This is a genomic window from Methylococcus mesophilus (genome assembly GCF_026247885.1).
Taxonomy (GTDB): Bacteria; Pseudomonadota; Gammaproteobacteria; order Methylococcales; family Methylococcaceae; genus Methylococcus; species Methylococcus mesophilus.
Map to the genome: position 1 here is coordinate 4064815 of NZ_CP110921.1, position 16714 is coordinate 4081528.

The 16714-nt window shown below is 58.5% G+C and carries 11 protein-coding genes; 1 reads left to right on the plus strand and 10 read right to left on the minus strand.

The features are described from left to right. Positions 1 to 27 precede the first annotated feature (27 nt). Positions 28 to 1857, plus strand: coding sequence for an ABC transporter ATP-binding protein (locus OOT43_RS19255; RefSeq protein WP_266022302.1), 1830 nt, complete (start codon positions 28 to 30; stop codon positions 1855 to 1857). A 22-nt stretch (positions 1858 to 1879) separates the two neighbouring features. On the opposite strand, the gene OOT43_RS19260 is transcribed toward OOT43_RS19255, so the two are convergent. From OOT43_RS19260 to OOT43_RS19305, 10 genes are all read right to left on the minus strand, one after another. Next, on the minus strand, positions 1880 to 3496 hold the full coding sequence (locus OOT43_RS19260; RefSeq protein WP_266022303.1) for a B12-binding domain-containing radical SAM protein: 1617 nt from the start codon (positions 3494 to 3496) through the stop codon (positions 1880 to 1882). A gap of 126 nt (positions 3497 to 3622) precedes the next feature. After that, a complete protein-coding gene (locus OOT43_RS19265) occupies positions 3623 to 4663 on the minus strand; it encodes a sulfotransferase family protein (RefSeq protein ID WP_266022304.1) in 1041 nt (346 codons plus the stop codon). A 130-nt stretch (positions 4664 to 4793) separates the two neighbouring features. Next, a complete protein-coding gene (locus OOT43_RS19270; RefSeq protein ID WP_266022305.1) occupies positions 4794 to 6005 on the minus strand; it encodes a thioester reductase domain-containing protein in 1212 nt (403 codons plus the stop codon). A gap of 260 nt (positions 6006 to 6265) precedes the next feature. Continuing rightward, complete coding sequence (locus OOT43_RS19275; protein ID WP_266022306.1) at positions 6266 to 8227, minus strand: hypothetical protein; 1962 nt, start codon at positions 8225 to 8227, stop codon at positions 6266 to 6268. Between the two features lie 335 nt (positions 8228 to 8562). After that, the gene (locus tag OOT43_RS19280; protein WP_266022307.1) at positions 8563 to 10482 is read right to left on the minus strand and encodes a hypothetical protein; all 1920 of its coding nucleotides are present in this window, start codon (positions 10480 to 10482) and stop codon (positions 8563 to 8565) included. 469 nt (positions 10483 to 10951) lie between these two features. Beyond that, positions 10952 to 12199 carry a hypothetical protein gene (locus OOT43_RS19285; RefSeq protein WP_266022308.1) on the minus strand — a complete coding sequence of 416 codons (1248 nt, stop codon included), beginning with the start codon at positions 12197 to 12199 and terminating at the stop codon, positions 10952 to 10954. Then, on the minus strand, positions 12196 to 12939 hold the full coding sequence (locus tag OOT43_RS19290; RefSeq protein ID WP_266022309.1) for an outer membrane lipoprotein-sorting protein: 744 nt from the start codon (positions 12937 to 12939) through the stop codon (positions 12196 to 12198). The genes OOT43_RS19285 and OOT43_RS19290 overlap by 4 nt, the downstream gene beginning before the upstream one ends. 12 nt (positions 12940 to 12951) lie before the next feature. Then, positions 12952 to 14199: an ABC transporter permease gene (locus tag OOT43_RS19295; protein ID WP_266022310.1), complete on the minus strand. Its 1248-nt coding sequence runs from the start codon at positions 14197 to 14199 to the stop codon at positions 12952 to 12954. Beyond that, the gene (locus tag OOT43_RS19300) at positions 14199 to 14939 is read right to left on the minus strand and encodes an ABC transporter ATP-binding protein (RefSeq protein WP_266022311.1); all 741 of its coding nucleotides are present in this window, start codon (positions 14937 to 14939) and stop codon (positions 14199 to 14201) included. The genes OOT43_RS19295 and OOT43_RS19300 overlap by 1 nt, the downstream gene beginning before the upstream one ends. Next, a complete protein-coding gene (locus OOT43_RS19305; RefSeq protein ID WP_266022312.1) occupies positions 14936 to 16684 on the minus strand; it encodes a polyketide synthase dehydratase domain-containing protein in 1749 nt (582 codons plus the stop codon). The genes OOT43_RS19300 and OOT43_RS19305 overlap by 4 nt, the downstream gene beginning before the upstream one ends. Between the last annotated feature and the right edge of the window lie 30 nt (positions 16685 to 16714).

The window sequence follows — 16714 nt, forward strand, 5'->3', positions numbered from 1 at the left end:
CGAATACCTTTTCTCGAGAAAACTCCTTTGCTACGCGTCTTCGAAAAGTTGCTCCGCCCCTTTCCCGATGCCGTCCCGCCGCATCCGCCCCAAGGTCTGTTTGCCTTCATCTGGGCTTGTACGGCGGGGCTGCGCGGGTTCATCGCTGGCATGATGCTGCTGACGGCCGGCATCGGCGTGTTCGAAGCGATGTTGTTCAGCATGCTGGGGAACATCGTCGACTGGCTCAGCCAAATTCCGCCGGACCGGTTCTGGACCGACGAAAGGGACCGCTTGGCTCTGCTGGCGGGCGTGCTGTTGGCCAGTCCCCTGGTCATCGCGCTGCAGACGATGATCAAGCACCAGACGCTGGCCGGGAACTTCCCGATGCGGCTGCGCTGGAATTTCCACCGGCTGATGCTGGGCCAGAGCATGAGCTTCTACCAGGACGAGTTTGCCGGCCGGGTGGCCGCCAAGGTGATGCAGACTGCGCTCGCCGTACGCGACACCGTGCTCATCGTCACCGACATGCTGGTCTTCGTCGTCATCTATTTCACGACCATGAGCCTGGTGGCCGCCGGGTTCGACCGTCTGCTGCTCCTCCCGTTCCTGGGCTGGGTGCTGCTGTATCTCGCGATGCTCCGGTTCTTCGTGCCTCGGCTGGGGCGGGTGGCGGCCCGGCAGGCGGATGCGCGCTCGCTGATGACAGGGCGCATCACCGACGCCTATACCAACATCGCCACGGTCAAGCTGTTCTCTCATGCACGGCGCGAGGCCGAGTATGCCCGCGGCGCGATGAACGAGTTCCTCGCCACGGTGTATCGGCAGAGCCGCCTGATCAGCGCTTTCGAGATCGTCAACCATGCCCTCAGCATGCTGCTGATCGCCAGCACGGCTGGCGCGGCGCTGTGGCTGTGGACTCAGGGCATGGTGGGAATCGGGGCGGTCGCTGCGGCCACGGCGATGGCCTTGCGCCTCAATGGCATTTCCCATTGGGTGATGTGGGAGATGGCCGCCCTGTTCGAGCACGTCGGCACCGTGCAGGATGGCATGAACACCTTGTCGAAAGGCCACACGGTGACCGACCGCCCCGGTGCGGGGCCGCTCCGGGTGAGCCGGGGCGATATCCGCTTCGAATCCGCCGATTTCGCTTATGGCGGCGGCGCGCCGGTGTTCCGGGACTTCTCGCTGCACATACGCCCCGGCGAAAAGATCGGCCTGGTCGGCCGCTCCGGAGCGGGGAAGTCCACCCTGGTCAACCTGTTGCTGCGGTTCTACGATGCCGAGGGTGGCCGCATCCTGATCGACGGGCAGGACATCGCGCAGGTCACGCAGGACAGCCTGCGGGCGCAGATTGGCATGGTGACCCAGGACACCTCGCTGCTGCACCGGTCGGTGCGAGACAACCTCGCCTACGGCAGGCCGGACGCCGACGATGCCGCCATGGTTGCCGCCGCGGAAAAGGCCGAAGCCCACGGCTTCATCCTCGGCCTTGCCGATCCCCAAGGGCGCAGGGGCTATGACGCCCACGTCGGCGAACGCGGGGTCAAGCTCTCCGGCGGCCAACGCCAGCGTATCGCCATCGCCCGGGTGATGCTCAAGGACGCGCCGATCCTGATCCTGGACGAAGCCACCAGTGCGCTCGATTCGGAAGTGGAGGTCGCCATCCAATCGAGCCTGTACCGCCTGATGCAAGGCAAGACCGTCGTGGCGATCGCGCACCGCCTCTCCACGCTTGCCGCCATGGACCGGATCGTCGTCCTGGATCAGGGAAGGATCGTGGAAGAGGGCAGTCACCGGCATCTGCTGGCCGAGGGCGGTCTGTACGCCCGCCTTTGGGCACACCAGAGCGGCGGATTTCTGGGGGAGGACGTTTGACGGGGGACCCGCCGGCGTGAATTCAAACCCGGGTCAGCAGGCTCGATTTGTAACGAAGCTGCCTTTTGGCCTGGACTTCCCGATCGAGTTCCTCGAGCCGCCGATCGATGGTCCCGATGACATAGCGCGAATAGGGGCCGAGGTGGAGGTACATTGCCATGAGCATGACGACGTAGCGTAACGCCGACGGGTTCGCTTTTGCGCAGTTCAGGAATGTCGGCCAGAACACATCGCGCAGTTCCGGTACTTCCCCGAACGTCTTCCGCACGGTTTCTACACTGGCCGCTTTTCGCCGGCTGTCGCCTTCGGGCAAATCCGGCGGACGGCCGGACCTGTCCAGCATGGCGACCAGCCGGTTGATCCTGTTGGCATAGGCTGCGGGATCGTAAATCCTGAGCAGAATGCGCCGGTAATCGCCCAGGACGTCACGCAAAGGCCGCAGGGTGTCGAAGTTCAACCCCCCGCTGCACTGATCGCCGGTCGACATGATGTCATGGCCCGGATGAAGGCGCCCTTCGCGTTCCAGCCGGCGGGTGAGTTGGGTGTTCGGCAGGGCGTACAAGAGGCCGACCATGCATACGGGAATCGCGGCGGCTTCTATGAAATCCGCCATGGCATCGGCGACCGAACTCTTTTCGCTGTCGAATCCGACGATGAAACCGGCGGTAACCGCCATGCCATAGGAATAGATCGTCCGGATGCTGTCGACCATGTTCCGGCGGGTGTTCTGCCTTTTCTTGGTCGCAATGAGGGTGTCCGGGTCCGGGCTCTCGATGCCGATGAAAATAAGGAAAAAATTCGCCTGCTTCAGCAAGGCGAGAAGCTCGGTATCTTCGGCGAGGTTGATCGAGGCTTCCGTCGAAAACTCAAAGGGAAAGCCATGGGACTCCTGCCAGCCCCTGAGTTCCGCGAGGAAGGCTTTCACCAGTTTCTTGTTGCCGATGAGGTTGTCGTCGACGAAATCCACGTGACCGCGGTAGCCGAGCGCATAGAGCGCTTCGAGTTCCGCCAGTACCTGGGCGGTTGTTTTGGCACGCGGTACTCGGCCGTACAGCTCGATGATGTCGCAGAACTCGCAGGTGAAAGGGCAGCCACGGGAAAACTGCAGGCCCACGTACAGATAATTCTCGCGCTTAAGCAAATCGAAGCGAGGGACCGGCGTCTTGGTCACGTCGATCTGGAACTTGGGAGCAGTGAACACGCCCGAACGCCGCCCACTGGTCCAGGCCTCGACGAACTCCCCCATGACCCCCTCGGCTTCCCCGAGCACCTTGAAATCCGCCGAGTCGTAAACGTGCGGACTTGAAGTCGGATCGGGGCCGCCGACGGCTACCGGTTTGTCCATGCCATGAGCGCGCCGAATCAGATCGAGGGTGTCGGGCTGCTGGGTGATCATGCCTCCGGTCATGACGAGGTCCGCCCAGGCAAAGTCCTCGTCCTGCAACTCCTCGGTGTTGCGGTCGACCAGACGGATCGCCCACTCCGCAGGCAGCAGAGCGGCGACGGTGATCAGCCCGAGCGGGGCGGCCGGATAGCGCGCACCCACGAGTTCGCAGGCTTCCGGGTAATTCCAGAACGATTCCGCATTGAACCGCGGATAGATCATCAGGATATTATAGGGAGCCGATCCATTACTCACGGCATTCTCCCAGGATATACGGATTGGCGATCGGGTGAGGATGCACAGTGCGCTGCCTCCGAGTTATTGTCAAGCTCGGCTTTGTGGAGTGGGGTATGTCCTGCCTTGACTTCCTGGCCAACAAAGTCAATAACCATACCGATCAATGATATGGCCCCACTGCTGCCTGATTTTATCGCGCGAGGCCGGCGCAATTTCATAACTGTTCGTCTTGTAGTCCGCCGATTCCGACAGATATCGTTCTAAATTGGGGACGACGCGTTCCATATCGCCCAACTGCAGTTGCCCATAGAGCGCCCGCATTTGCGCTACGGGATCGCGCACCAGATCCTCATAACGCAGCTCATGGAACTGGGAGGCGCCGAGCAGGGGGCGGGCTTCGTCGAGCCGTTCATGCATTTGAATGAAATTCCGGAATACGTAAGGCTCAAGATCGTCCGTATCCCCCGCTTTTTGCAGTCCGGTGGTCTCGTACAAGGATGTCCACATGCGCAAGGTGGAATAAAAGGTGACATAAGGGTCACGCACGATATGGACAAACTTTGCGCCTGGAAACAGATTGAGCAACGTTTTGATCCGGAAGGTATGAGTGGGCGATTTCAGGACGATGCGTCTGGGATCTCGAAGCGTAAGCTGCCTGAGGAACCGGACGAAAGCGTCTTCCCATTTCCGGAGTTGCTCGGGCTCGAGCCGGCTCAGGTCGAAATACTCGGGGTAGGGGTCCCGTCTCGGGAAAGCGATTTTTTGATAAGGGGAGGGTATTCCCAGGTTGCACAATGCAAACTCGTCCTCCTGGGGCCGTGTCCATCCGACTTCGACATTGTCGAAAGGCCGCTTTTTCGGCAGCATGGCGTCGAAGATAGATCTGAGGCTATGGGTATGGAAATGCTCGGAAAGAAGAAAGCGGCTAGGCAGAAAACATTGGTAGGTATTCGGATAGGTATGGAAGTCATCGAGCGTGAGGAGTTCATGCAGCCATGTCGTCCCCGACCGCCAATGTCCGATGACGAACAAGGGCGAATGTTCGATTTCGGTGCGGCGTATTCGCCCCCCCCAGCGTAAGTCGTGCAGGATGTTGATCGGAACGCCCAAGAGTGCGGTCAGCGTAACCAATACCGCCCATGGAATATGGCGAGAGTCTACCGAGAAGCGATTATAGGCCAGCATTCGGGCCCAACCCGAGAGGGTCATACCCAGCCATATGGGGGGCGTATACCAGGCTACCGTATTTTTCGGGCTCTCAGGGGGTTCCGACTTGGATCTCATAAGTGCGGTGCCTGAAGATGAGATGTCCCGGTCATATCTTTCTCAACCTGGACAGGCCGGGGATTCGTATAGTCGGAGCCGTTCGCGGCTCATAGTTCACTAGGATCTGGCTTGATGGCGGTGGAATGAAGCCCTCGTCGATGGCGTAATCCAGGTAGGTCTTGATTAATTCAAAATTCGCTTGTGGACATTGAATTCCTTTCCGACTAAGGACCGACCGCGTATAAGTGGTATCGAAGGTTCCGCAAAGCGACTTTCCGTCGAAAAGACTGGAAAAATATTCGGTGAGAGATGTGAACTTCGACGTGTATTTCTTGCCGTTGTTCGTGAAGATGCCTTTCTTGATTAGCCCCAGATATTCTGAAAAATGGACGAACCGGATTCTATAGCCGTATTCTACGAGATAATTTATTATCTGGTAATATTTCTTGCGGTCTGGGTTGGTGAGGTGGAATGTTTTTCCATAGCATTCTGGATCTAGCATCAATGCAACGATGGCCTGTGCGACATAGTTGACAGGCGTGAGATCGAAGTGGTCATCGTTAAAAGGTGCAACGCCTAGATCTATTGCTGTCTTGAATATGTCGTAGAAGACATCCGCATCCCGCCTAGCCCGCAATGGATAAGCACCGGATTGGCTGTCGCCAAAAATATCTCCGGGGCGAACGATGATCGTTGGCAGCCCCGCGTCAGCATAGCTTTTTACGATTTTCTCGGCGTCGAATTTGGACTTCGCATAATAGAAAAACCGGAATTCCTGGCCGATGTCGAGGTCGGTTTCCTTGAATACGGCATCGCGCTCAAACGCTTTCGTTCCAAAGATCCCATGGGTAGAGACATGAATGACCGGGGCCTGTAGCTGCGCGCTGAACTTCGCTACATTCTCGGTTGCCACTACGTTTGGCTTTCGAAGGGAGTGGTATAGCGCAATCAGGTTGACCGAGGCCGCGGAGTGTATGACACGGTCCACCGACAGCATGCGGGACGGGGCGGGATCTATGCCTAATCCAGGCTGCTGCACGTCGCCAGGAACCGCGGTAACGCGGCCCTGCATGCGCTCATCTAAACACTCTTCTCCATATATACCGATTGCGGTGCGTATCCTTGCCATGCCTTCATGTTCCGAGGCGGCGCGGACCAGGCAATATATCTTGCAGTTGGTCTTGTCCAGCAGTTCTTTTACGATTCTGGCACCAAGGATTCCAGTTGCTCCTGTGACCAATATTGAATTGGCGGTCTTCAATTGGTGGCACTCCACTAGGTGTAGACAGTGAACCGGCCTTTTGCGTGCATGTATGTCACGGAAAAGCGGTATTGTCGCAAGTCAGGTTAACTATGGCGGTTTTGGCGTAGGGATCGCTGCTGGTGTCTTACATATTCAGTGGTTGCCGGGATCATCAAGTTTCAATTAGTAGTTATTGGACGCGATTGCATGTGTTCGGTCAAAAGCCGCCGTGCTCACCGTGGTCGGTGAGCACGGCATCCCAATGAGACGAATCGACCTCAGGGCTTTGTCAGCTCGATGAGCTCCCATCCGCCGGGCGGGTTCGTCGATAGGTTGGAGTTGTTGGCAGTTCCGACGATGGGGCCGGTATTGCCGGGCTGCATGTTTCTGAAGAGATTGTTCCGATTGCCCAGGCCGGTTCGGCTTTCGGCCTTGGCTGCGCTGGTATCGTTGTCGAAACGCATGAGGTCGCCACCGTCAGGGCAGTTGGCGTAGTTGAAGTTGGCCCAGGCGTTGCCTTGGCCGGGGAGGCTGTCGGTGAACAGAAAGGCCGAACTGAGCCCCGCAGTGCCAAAAAACAGGGTATTCCCCATCGTAAGGGCGCTCCACATATAGAAAGTGCCCAGGCAATCGAAACCGGCCTTGCCCCACTTCGACGCGGCGCGCATCTTGTTGCTGTGCGCGGTGTCGCCGTTTGCCGGCGGCGCGGTGTAGGTGCGCGAGTCCCGGTTGTAAACGGGGAGGTAACGGTTGCCGTAAAGAACTTCTACTTTCTGCGATCTGGCACCGAGGTTCTGGGCCCGGAACAGCGCTGGCGGCCGGGAGGCGCCACGGCGCAGGGCCGTCATGTCGTCTTCGTCAAGCGTGCCGTCATTGTCGGCATCGAGGTTGAGGTATCCGCGGGAATGCAGTATCTGGCCCACTTGGTCAACCGTGCCGGGCTGCATCATCAGGCCAAAATATAGCCAGCCCTTATAGACGGCCATCGCGCCGATCAGATCTGCCATGCCTGCGATGGTATCGGGCTCCCAGTTCGTCGAGATATTCCACACCTTCTTCCAGCCACTCTGATTGATCGCGGTTAAACCGTTCATAGGAATGATCGGACTCACATACAGTCCGGTGGTCGGTGGTAACTGGAAAGTCGGAATGCTGCTCGTCGTATTGGGAGCAAAATTGATCCAGGTGCCGACGACGAGCTGGTTTCCGAGCTGGAGGATTTCCGAGCCCATGTTGTCCAGGTTGCCCACTTGCGAAAACTGGCAGAGATTCGACTGGGAAGGGTTCCACCTCACCACCGCTCCCTTGCCGCCGCCGCTGCCGTTGGCCGCCGGTGCGGTCCGCACGGTGAAATAGAATTGGTTGTCGGCGCCGTTTTTCTGGACGGCGACGCCTCGCCGGATGTCGTTGTATTGTGGCAGATTGCAGGATCCCAGGAACGAGCGGCTGGTGGCGTCGAATATGAACAGGTTGATTCCCTGCTTGCCCACCGAGCCCGCTATGGTCGGGCCACCCAAGGCCACGCGATTGCCAAATTTTCCGGCAAAGCGTATTCCCAAGGTATTCTCCAGACGGTCCGCGTGCACGCCGGCCGGAATCACAGGCTCGATCAGCGCGCCGTTCGCATTGTCCCATACCCGTATATGCGGCATCCGCCAGTCCGCCATGTGCTCGTATCCCGGCGGCATGTTGCCCGCATTCCAACTCTGGTTGTATTCGCAAACCTGGTTGATAAGCAGATAGGACAGGCCGGGGGGAGTCGGATCGGGAGATGTGGGGACGAGAACTTTCGTTCCGCCTTGAATGACGCATCCTGTGTTCGACATGGTGCCGAACCAGACGTCGTTTCCGGCTCTGACCTCTCCCCAGGCATAGGCTTCGTTGAACTTTGGTTTTCCCTGGCTGCAGGTTTCGGCGTAGGTATGTCCGTTCAAGGGAATACCCGTGTCGGCATCGAGGGGATTCAGGTTCAGCGCGAGGGGATGGGTGGCAGGGATATAAGGATTTGCATTCGGATTGCCGTCGTAGCACTCGTCCGGCTTTGAGCGAGTTCTCAGGTGTGCCGTCCATAATGGCGCCTCAGGGGCCGGTGTGGTGTTCAGGTATTCGTTTTCCCACCAGTTCTTCAGCGCAGCGGCGGCAGCCTGGGCCTGCGGACCCGCGGCCGCGGGTCCGGTGCCCAGCATGCTCAGACTGCCAGCGAGCAGGGCTGCCCGCGATATGTCGTTTGCCCATTTCATATACTTACTCCTCACGTCGAGCTTCGCCAAATAAGCCGGAGTCGTTCTCCGGTGGTCACTTCAGGTGGGTGGCTCGCCATGGGCGAGGTCATCCGACCGTGTGTCTATCGTTGTCTATCCGGTTGGCCCGGCGTTACAGGAATCGACATTCAGTCTTGACGGTCATGCGACCCTTTTGCGCGGTGAAGTCCGCAATTGCTGAGCGCAAGGGCGGCGGTTCCAGTGCCGGGATACCGGCATGCCTGGATTCCGGTCGATCAAGGCTGATCATTCCGGGAGGAGGATGCCGGGCCACGGCTCAGAAACGTGGCCCGGCATCTACCCCAGCCGCCGGGTTAGGGCTTCGTGAGCTCGATGAGCTCCCAGCCACCGGGCGGATCAGCCGGATCGAAGAGAACATTCGACGCATTGGCCGTTCCGACGATCGGACCGCTGGTTCCGGGTTGCATGTTGCGGAAGTTGTTATTGGGGTTGCCCAGTCCTGTCCGGCTTTCTGCTTTGGCTGCGCTTGAGGCGTTGTCGAAGCGCATCAGGTCTCCCCCCTCTTGGCAGTTGGCCTCGTTGAAATCGGCCCACGCGCTATCACCGGGATTGCTGTTGGTGAATTGGAAGGCATTAGCAGAGGAGGCGGTGCCGAAAAACAGGGTATTTGCCGACACCGTTGCGCTCCATATGTAGAAGGTGCCCAGACAGTCGAAGCCAGCTTTGCCCCATTTAGACGCGGCGTTTATCTTGTTGCTATGCGCGGTATCTCCGCCCGTTGGAGGGGCGGTGTAAGTGCGCGACTGCCGATTGTAAACGGGCAGGTACCGGTTGCCGTACAGGACTTCGACCTTTTGGGTCCTGAGGCCGAGACCTTGGGCGCGGAACAGCGCCGCCGGCCGTGAAGCTCCCCGGCGCACAGCCAGCATGTCGCTTTGATCGTAAGCACCGTCGTTGTCGGCATCGAAGTTGTAGAGACCGGTCGAATGAAGCTGTCCGGCGACGATTTCCACGATGTTCGGCTGCATCATGAGGCCGAAATAGAGCCAGTTCTGGTATACCGCCATGGCGCCCAGCGTTTCCGAGAGTCCGGCAACGTAATCGGGTTCCCAGTTGGTGGTTATCGTCCAGGCTTTTTTCCATCCGTTCTGATTGAAGGAAGAGAGTCCGCCGGTAGGAAGCGTGGGGCTTACATACAGCCCTGCCGCCACAGGGAGCTGGAATGACTGGCTCCCTGGGCCGCGCGAAAAATTGATCCAGGTGCCGACGACCAGCTGGTTGCCGAACTGGAGGATTTCTCCCCCCATGTTGTCGAGATTGCCCACCTGACTGAACTGGCAGAGATTGGATGCAGTCGGGTTCCAGCGTACCACCGCACCTTTCCCGCCCCCGCTTCCGTTGACCGGGGCGGTGCGGACGGTGAAGTAGAACTGATTGTCCGTCCCGTTCCTCGGTACGGTCACTCCTCGACGGACGTCGTTGTATTGCGGCAGATTGCAGGACTTGAGGAATTGCCGATTCGTGCTGTCGAAGATGAACAGGTTGATTCCGGCCTGTCCGACAGAGCCCGCGATGGTCGGTCCTCCAAGGATGACGCGGTTGCCGAACTTCCCGGCAAAACGGATTCCCAACGTATCCTCCAGGCGGTCCATGTCCGCACCGGCAGGAATCGCCGGTTCGATCAGTTCGCCGGTGCCGTTTCTCCAAACCCGGATGTGCGGGACGCGCCAGTCCGCGATGTATTGGAAACCGGGCCCCATGTTTGCGGCGTTCCAGCTCTGGTCGAATTCGCACAGAGGATTCAGGCGCCCCGGGGGAACCGGCGCGGGTGAAGTCGGAACGATGATCTTTGTCCCGCCGGTAATGACGCACTGGGTATTGGCCATGGTGCCGAACCAGACGTCATTGCCGGTCCTGACCTCACCCCAAACGTAGTTTTCGTTGAATTTTGGCTTGCTGCTGTTGCAGGTGTCCTCAAATCCGAAGCCCCCGCCCGGAAGGCCGGTGTCGGCGTCGAGAACGCTCAAATCCGGCGAGATGCCGTTGCTCGAGGCTGTGAAAGGGCTGGGCGTTCCGTCGTAGCATTCGTCCGGCTTGGCCCGCGTGCGCAGATTGACGGTCCACAATGGTGTTTCCGCGGCGGGCGTCGTGTTCAAATATTCGTTTTCCCACCACGCCTTGAGTGAATTCGCCGCTGCCTGGGCAAGCGGTCCGGCCATTGCCGTTCCGGAGCCGAACATACCGAGGCTGCTAACGAGCAGGGTCGCCCGCACTTTATTGCTTATTTTGATCATAAACTTACACCCCACATCGAACTGACTTGAATAACCGGGCTTTTTGCTTGCCCCGGCGCCCCTCCCGGCTGGCGGCTGTTCGCTGCAGGCGCAGCCTGCCTGGCCATGGTGTTCGAGAGGCAGTCATCAGTGCGAATAGCATCACCCTGGGACGGGGATTGCACTGGCTGCTTGTGTCGTTCTAATGCGACATGAGTACCATAAGTTATTTACTTAGGCAAACTATTCATAGAAATTTTGCCGAGCACTTGTAAAATCCTATATATATAGGATTGTTAAGGCTATGCTTCCTATGCTGGTCGGTCCCGGATAAGGTTTTTGCGCGTATTTGATTGTATATTTATATATATTACAATCCTTGCGATGATGGTAAAAGTGATCTCCTCGGCCGGCAGGTGGCGGCTCTCAGTATCTGTCCGTCATGGGGTCGACAGGCCGAATCCGGCACCTAGAACGTGTATCCGGCACCGACGAACAGGGAGTAGTTGAGCAGGCTTCCGAACTCGCTTTTCGAGCCGCCCGTATAGCCGTTTGCTATTACGTATAGCAGCGTGTTTCTGTTTGCCTCATATTCGAATATTCCAATAATCTGATTTGACTGGTCGTTGATGTCGTGGATCCAACGGAGATTCAGGTTCAAGTCGCCGATTATCTTGTTGTCCGTGAATTGTCCCATCATGTAATCCTGTCTGTAATAAACGTCTCGATAGGTGATCTGGCGCGTAGTGAAGCAGTCACGGATGTTATCGAGCAGACAGCCATTTTCGTTATGATAATATTCTATATTTATAGTCTCGCCCTCCTCGAAGGTATACGAGGTGCCGGCTTGTACCTCGAAATCCCTTTGCTCGCCTGCTGAACCTTCGGAATAAAGAAGGAGCGCGTCCGACACATTCCAGCCCCCGAAGAATCCGACTTGATACCCGTTTTGGTTCCGGTAGGTCGGAATTATCGAAAAATATTTTCCATCTCCCGTAAAGTCCGCCTTGAGGGCATAGCTCTGTTCGAAGCGCCTGCCTTCGACGTTGGTTGCAGGGCCGATGAACGAGGTCTGATCGAGACCGAAGACGTTTGCGCTGAAGAGCCGTCCCGGACTGGTGTTGGCGATAAACGAGACCGACCAGTTCGAGTCCGGTACCCACACCGTGCGGGCATAGTCGAGGCCGGGGACTTCCACGCGCGGATTGTTTCGCCCGTTCTGGGGGTTGAATGGATTGGACGAGGAGAGGAGCACCGAAGGTCCCCACTGGAGGTTTTCCCGGCCGAAGGAAACGAACAGGTCATCGAGTAGCCGATAACGCGCAAACCCTTCGTTGAGGTAGAACTGCGCCGTACTGTCTTCCCGGCCCGAAGGAAGGCCATCTTCCCAGCGCTGCCAAACATAAAGGAACCGCTCCTTTACGGATACCTCCAACCGCCGGAAATCGAGATTGAGGTCGATGCGCGGGTTGAGCACCGCCTGATAACGGGAAATGCCGAGGACGTTGTCCGGATTCAGGGCGGAAGGGTTGGCGGGCTGCTGCGTGATGCCGAAGGCCAGCACGTTAATCCGGGAGTAGAATCCGCGCTCGATTTCTTCGTAAAAAGACTCCCGTTCGGGAAGGCTGGAAGCCGAAACCGGCTCGTCACTCGCATTGGCCGCGCCGAGCGAAATTGCGGCAGCGCACGAAAAGACAGTCCAGCAATGGTGTTTCATTTCATGAAAAGGTTAAGGTTGAATATGTAATCCGGTAGCGCTTCCAGCTGCGGTTTGTTCATGCTCATATAGGTTACGTTTTCATTTATGAGCGTGTCGTGCATGGTGATTTTTGAAATGAACGGCCGTGTCGCCGCGTCGACTTTAACCGTATTTTTGAATTCCATGTCGGCGGTTTTGAACTTCTTGCCGGAAACCGTGTAATAGTCTGCCTTGATGCCGACGAGGCGTTTCTTGGACACCCAGTACATGATTCTGTCATAGGTGGTTTTATCGTTCTTGCTCTTGAGGTCGAAGACGTGGCAGTCCTCACCCTCGATGGTTTCGTCGGGCAAGACGGTGGGTTCGTAGTCCTCGGCATAATTGGTGGAGGCGATGTCGCCGTACGCTGCGTTACCGAGAAGCTTTTGTCTTTGGGCAATGGGTATGGGCTTGCTCAACCCCGGCTTATAGAACCACATGTTGTTGTTTGTCATGAGGACTTTGTTGCCTTTATATTTTGGCGGCTCCAGGCTCAGGCCGGATATATCGAATCCGCGGGCCTTGATGTTATACACCATCGTGTCCGTAGTGCGCTGGGCTTCCACCGATTCAATGACCACTTCCCAGGAAATGCCCACGACGTTGCCCCGTGATTCATCGGCCCTCTTGAGAATGTCGTGGACGCTCTGGGCCGCATAGACGTCCGTGGCGAATAATAGAGAGGCGATACTCAGAATGGATATGTAGAGGTTATGCATTTTGTTGGCCTTTCAGGTATGCCCGAGCGCGCTGACAATTTCCATCCGCGCCGCTTTCCTGGCCGGAAGCGTCGCTGCCATGAGAGACAGGACACCGAGCAGGACGATGCTGAGCGCCATGTATTCAGGCACCAGGTAGATTTCGAGAGGTACCCGCCCGGTAATCATGGGAGGGACCCAGGTCGGTTTGAACAGGGCAATGCCCGACCAGGTCAACAGGGTGAGGACCGTGCCCAGGGCGGAGCCGAAAAGGCCGAGCATCAGGCTCTCTGCGGCAAATAATATGACGATGCCGCCGCGCCTGAGCCCCAGCGCGCGCAGTGTGCCGATTTCCCGGGTCCGTTCCATGATCGCCATGCTCACGGTATTGATGACGCTCATCACCACGATCGTGAATACGATCAAAAATGTGAACAGGAATATGATGTCGAACATTTGCTTCACCTTCACGTAAAAGGTGGAAAGCTCGTTCCATGTCTTGATTTCCAGATTCAGGCCGCGAGCCTCGAAGTCTCTTACCAGCCGTTTTCTCACGGGTTCCGTCTGTGCGGTGTTTTGCAGCAGCACGATGAGACGGTCGACGCTGTCCGTGTCGTAAAGACTTTGGGCGAACTTGAGCGGGACCAGCATGAGCTTGTCGTCCAGCGCTTCGATTGGCGCCGAGAACAGCTGGAATACCTGGGCATCGAGTGCGTTGACCTGTCCCGATACCGTCGGTGCCATGGCTACGGCGGTGACGTCCAGGTCCAGGTTGAGCTGTTCCGCCAGGCCTCGACTCAATCCGACGCCGTAGATCACGTCGTCTTCGAGGGGTTTGCCGGTGAATTGTCTGAATTTGCTCGCCAGCCCGCGGCTGTGGCTGTTGATGACGCGGATATCGGAAGGAACGCGCCCCGACGCCAGGAATATGGTGGAAACCTTGCCGTTGCTGAGCAGGCCGGAAATATGCAGTTGGGGGGTCACTACCAGAACCTCGGGGTAATCACGCAGGATTGCCTGGACGCTCCGGGTGGACTCTTCGTCCAACAAGTAACGGGTCGGGTCGAGTTTTCCTTCTTTCAGGAATCCGGGCTTGAATATCGTGAGGTGGCCATTGGCCTGAACGTGGATGTACGAATTTTCGAGATTACTGAAGATGTAGTCGGTGAACCCTCCCAGCACGTTGACCGCGGCAAAGCCGAGGGCGATGGCGAGGATGGTGAAGAGCGACCTGCGCTGGTTGCGGAAAAGATTCCTGATCGCTAGCTTGAGCCATGTCATCACGGCGCCACCTGGATTCGTTGGAGGAATTCCGCCTGTCCCGAGAGCCGGTCGTCGATGATTTTTCCGTCGCACATCTGCAGTTGGCGTTCCACGCGTTCGAGCAGGCGGTGGTCGTGGGTGGAAAAGACGAAAGTGGTGCCGTTCCGGCGGCTGAGTTCCCGCATCGTTTCGATGATCTTGATGGCGTTTTCGGAGTCCAGATTGGCGGTGGGCTCGTCCGCGATCACCAGGGACGGGTTTGCGACTAGCGCCCGTGCGATGGCGACCCGCTGCTGCTGTCCACCGGACAGCTTGGCCGGCCGCTGCGACTCGTGGTCGGACAAACCCACTTCGGCGAGACGTTCCCTGGCGAGCCTTTTCGCTTGGGCCGCGGGGACTTTGGCGATCTGCAACGGCAGCATGACGTTCTCCAGGGCCGACAGGACCGGAATCAGGTTGAAGCTCTGGAATACGAATCCCATGGTCTTGTTACGGATGTCGCTGCGTTTTCCGTCGGGAAGCGTGGTCACGTCCTGCCCCAGAATCTGCACCGTGCCGGAGGAGGGGACGTCGAGCATCCCGATGAGGTTGCACAGTGTCGATTTGCCCGACCCGGACGGTCCCCAGACGGCGACGAATTCGCCGGGATAGATGTGGAGGCTGACGGCTTGAAGCGCGGTGATAGTCCTTTCGCCGAGGCTGTAGATCTTCCCGACCTCGTCGAGCTCTACCAAGGGCACGGTGTGCTGCTGCTTCATTGGAAGGGCTTCCTATGGGGGGATGCGTGCCGGCTGGGCGAGGAGGCATGTTGGGACTCGGCGGTCGAGTAGGCGACGACGCAGTTCTCGAGTCTGAGGGTGCGCACCCCGATGAGCTGGCCGCTTTCACCATGCAGGATATGCATCTCCCCTCCGGGGCTGACGCCTTTCAGTTGGTAGTTCCGGGGCGAACCGTTCAGTCCCTGGCCGAGCAGCTTTCCCGCTGCCTCTTTGGCGCACCACAGGCGCGTCGTCCACTCGTCGGGCCTATTGGCGAATTCGCCCTCCAAGGCTTCCAGCAATGCGGTTTCAGCGCTGACTGCGATGGTTCGGAGAAAATCCGGATCGCGAACCCCGATCGTTTCCATGTCCACGCCTACCGGCTCGTCCAGCGCCATGGCGATCGCACCGGCCTCGCAATGCGAAATACTGATGCCGGGAACGGCGCCAGGAACGGTGGGCCAATACATCACTTCCGGCCGGCCTTCCTCGGTGTTCCGCAGGGCGAACGCTGCGGGATGCAGCATGTCGGACGCCCCTTGCTTCCGCGCCCACCAGGAACGCACGGCGTCCTTTGCGGCGATGCGCCCTAGCAGCCAGTGCAACTGGCGGCGGGCTTGCCCCTTCTTTTCGGAGAATGCCGGCATCTCTTGCATGTGCAGGTAAAAGCAGGCCAGCAAGCGAGGATCGAAATCCGATATCTCGGCGGGCGATATCGTGCAGCAGACCGCGTCCGGGCCAAGCTCCGGCAGCGCCAGCGGCCGGCTCAGGAGATAGCGGGTCGGCATCCGGCGGAAGTCGACCAGCCGCCGGTCCCAGCGGAATTTCCAGTCTTTCCAGTCCTTGATTCGCATCCAGACCGCGCCGGCGCCGTCCTGAATCTCGACGTCGCAATCCAGCGTCTTGCCTTCGTTCCGGGTGATTTCGACTCGCACTGGGACGTTGGTGCCGGCAGGCGGCGGCGGGCGGTAGAACTCCATTTTGCCGATGCCGATGGGGAAAACGTAACGCTCCTGGTCCATCGCCCAAATGCCGATCAACTGGCCTACGGCATCCAGCAATGCGGGGTCGGTCAGGAATTGGGGGCGGTCGGTGGACCGGAAAAAATGCGCCGGCGCCCTGACCGCCAGTTCGCCTAAGGCCCCGCGGTCGCCCAGGACGATCTTCCCCGTCAGACGTTGATAGACGGGGCCGTGGAAAAGATAGCGATCGGCGTAGATTTCCTGCGCATCGCGAGGGTGGACGCGCGGATTCACGAGCTCCGTGAAGTCCGGAGACAGCTCGAGACGGTAATGGGCGGCGAACAAGACCTTGGCCTGGATGGCCGGGCCACGCTGGCCTTCGGCCTGGATGGCGGCCCCGATCCGGCAGTATCGATCCTGCGGGTCCGATTCCAGCATCCTGGCCGAGATCGACAGGCGCAGCGCGTCCGTGTCGGCCAGTTCGATCCAGCTCGTGGCTTTTACGTCTTCGAAGCCGATGAGGCCCAAGTCGGGCGCCAGGCAGGCCGCCGCTTCCGCCAGCATCTCCAGGCTGAGGGTCATGGGCACCACCGGCAGGCACGCGGAAACCGGTTTGACTCCGGCGGCGCTGACGAAGGCATGATCGGCCAGATGCAGGTCCTCCTCCAGCGTCAGCCAGCGTTCGGCGAGAATCGATTCATTGGGAGTGAATTCGAGTATTTCCCCGATGAACGGAAGCACCCTGTTTTCTTCCCAAGCCGCGCCGTCGCCGGTTGGCTTCATTTCGTCGTTTCTATCGTGCCTCGCCATCAC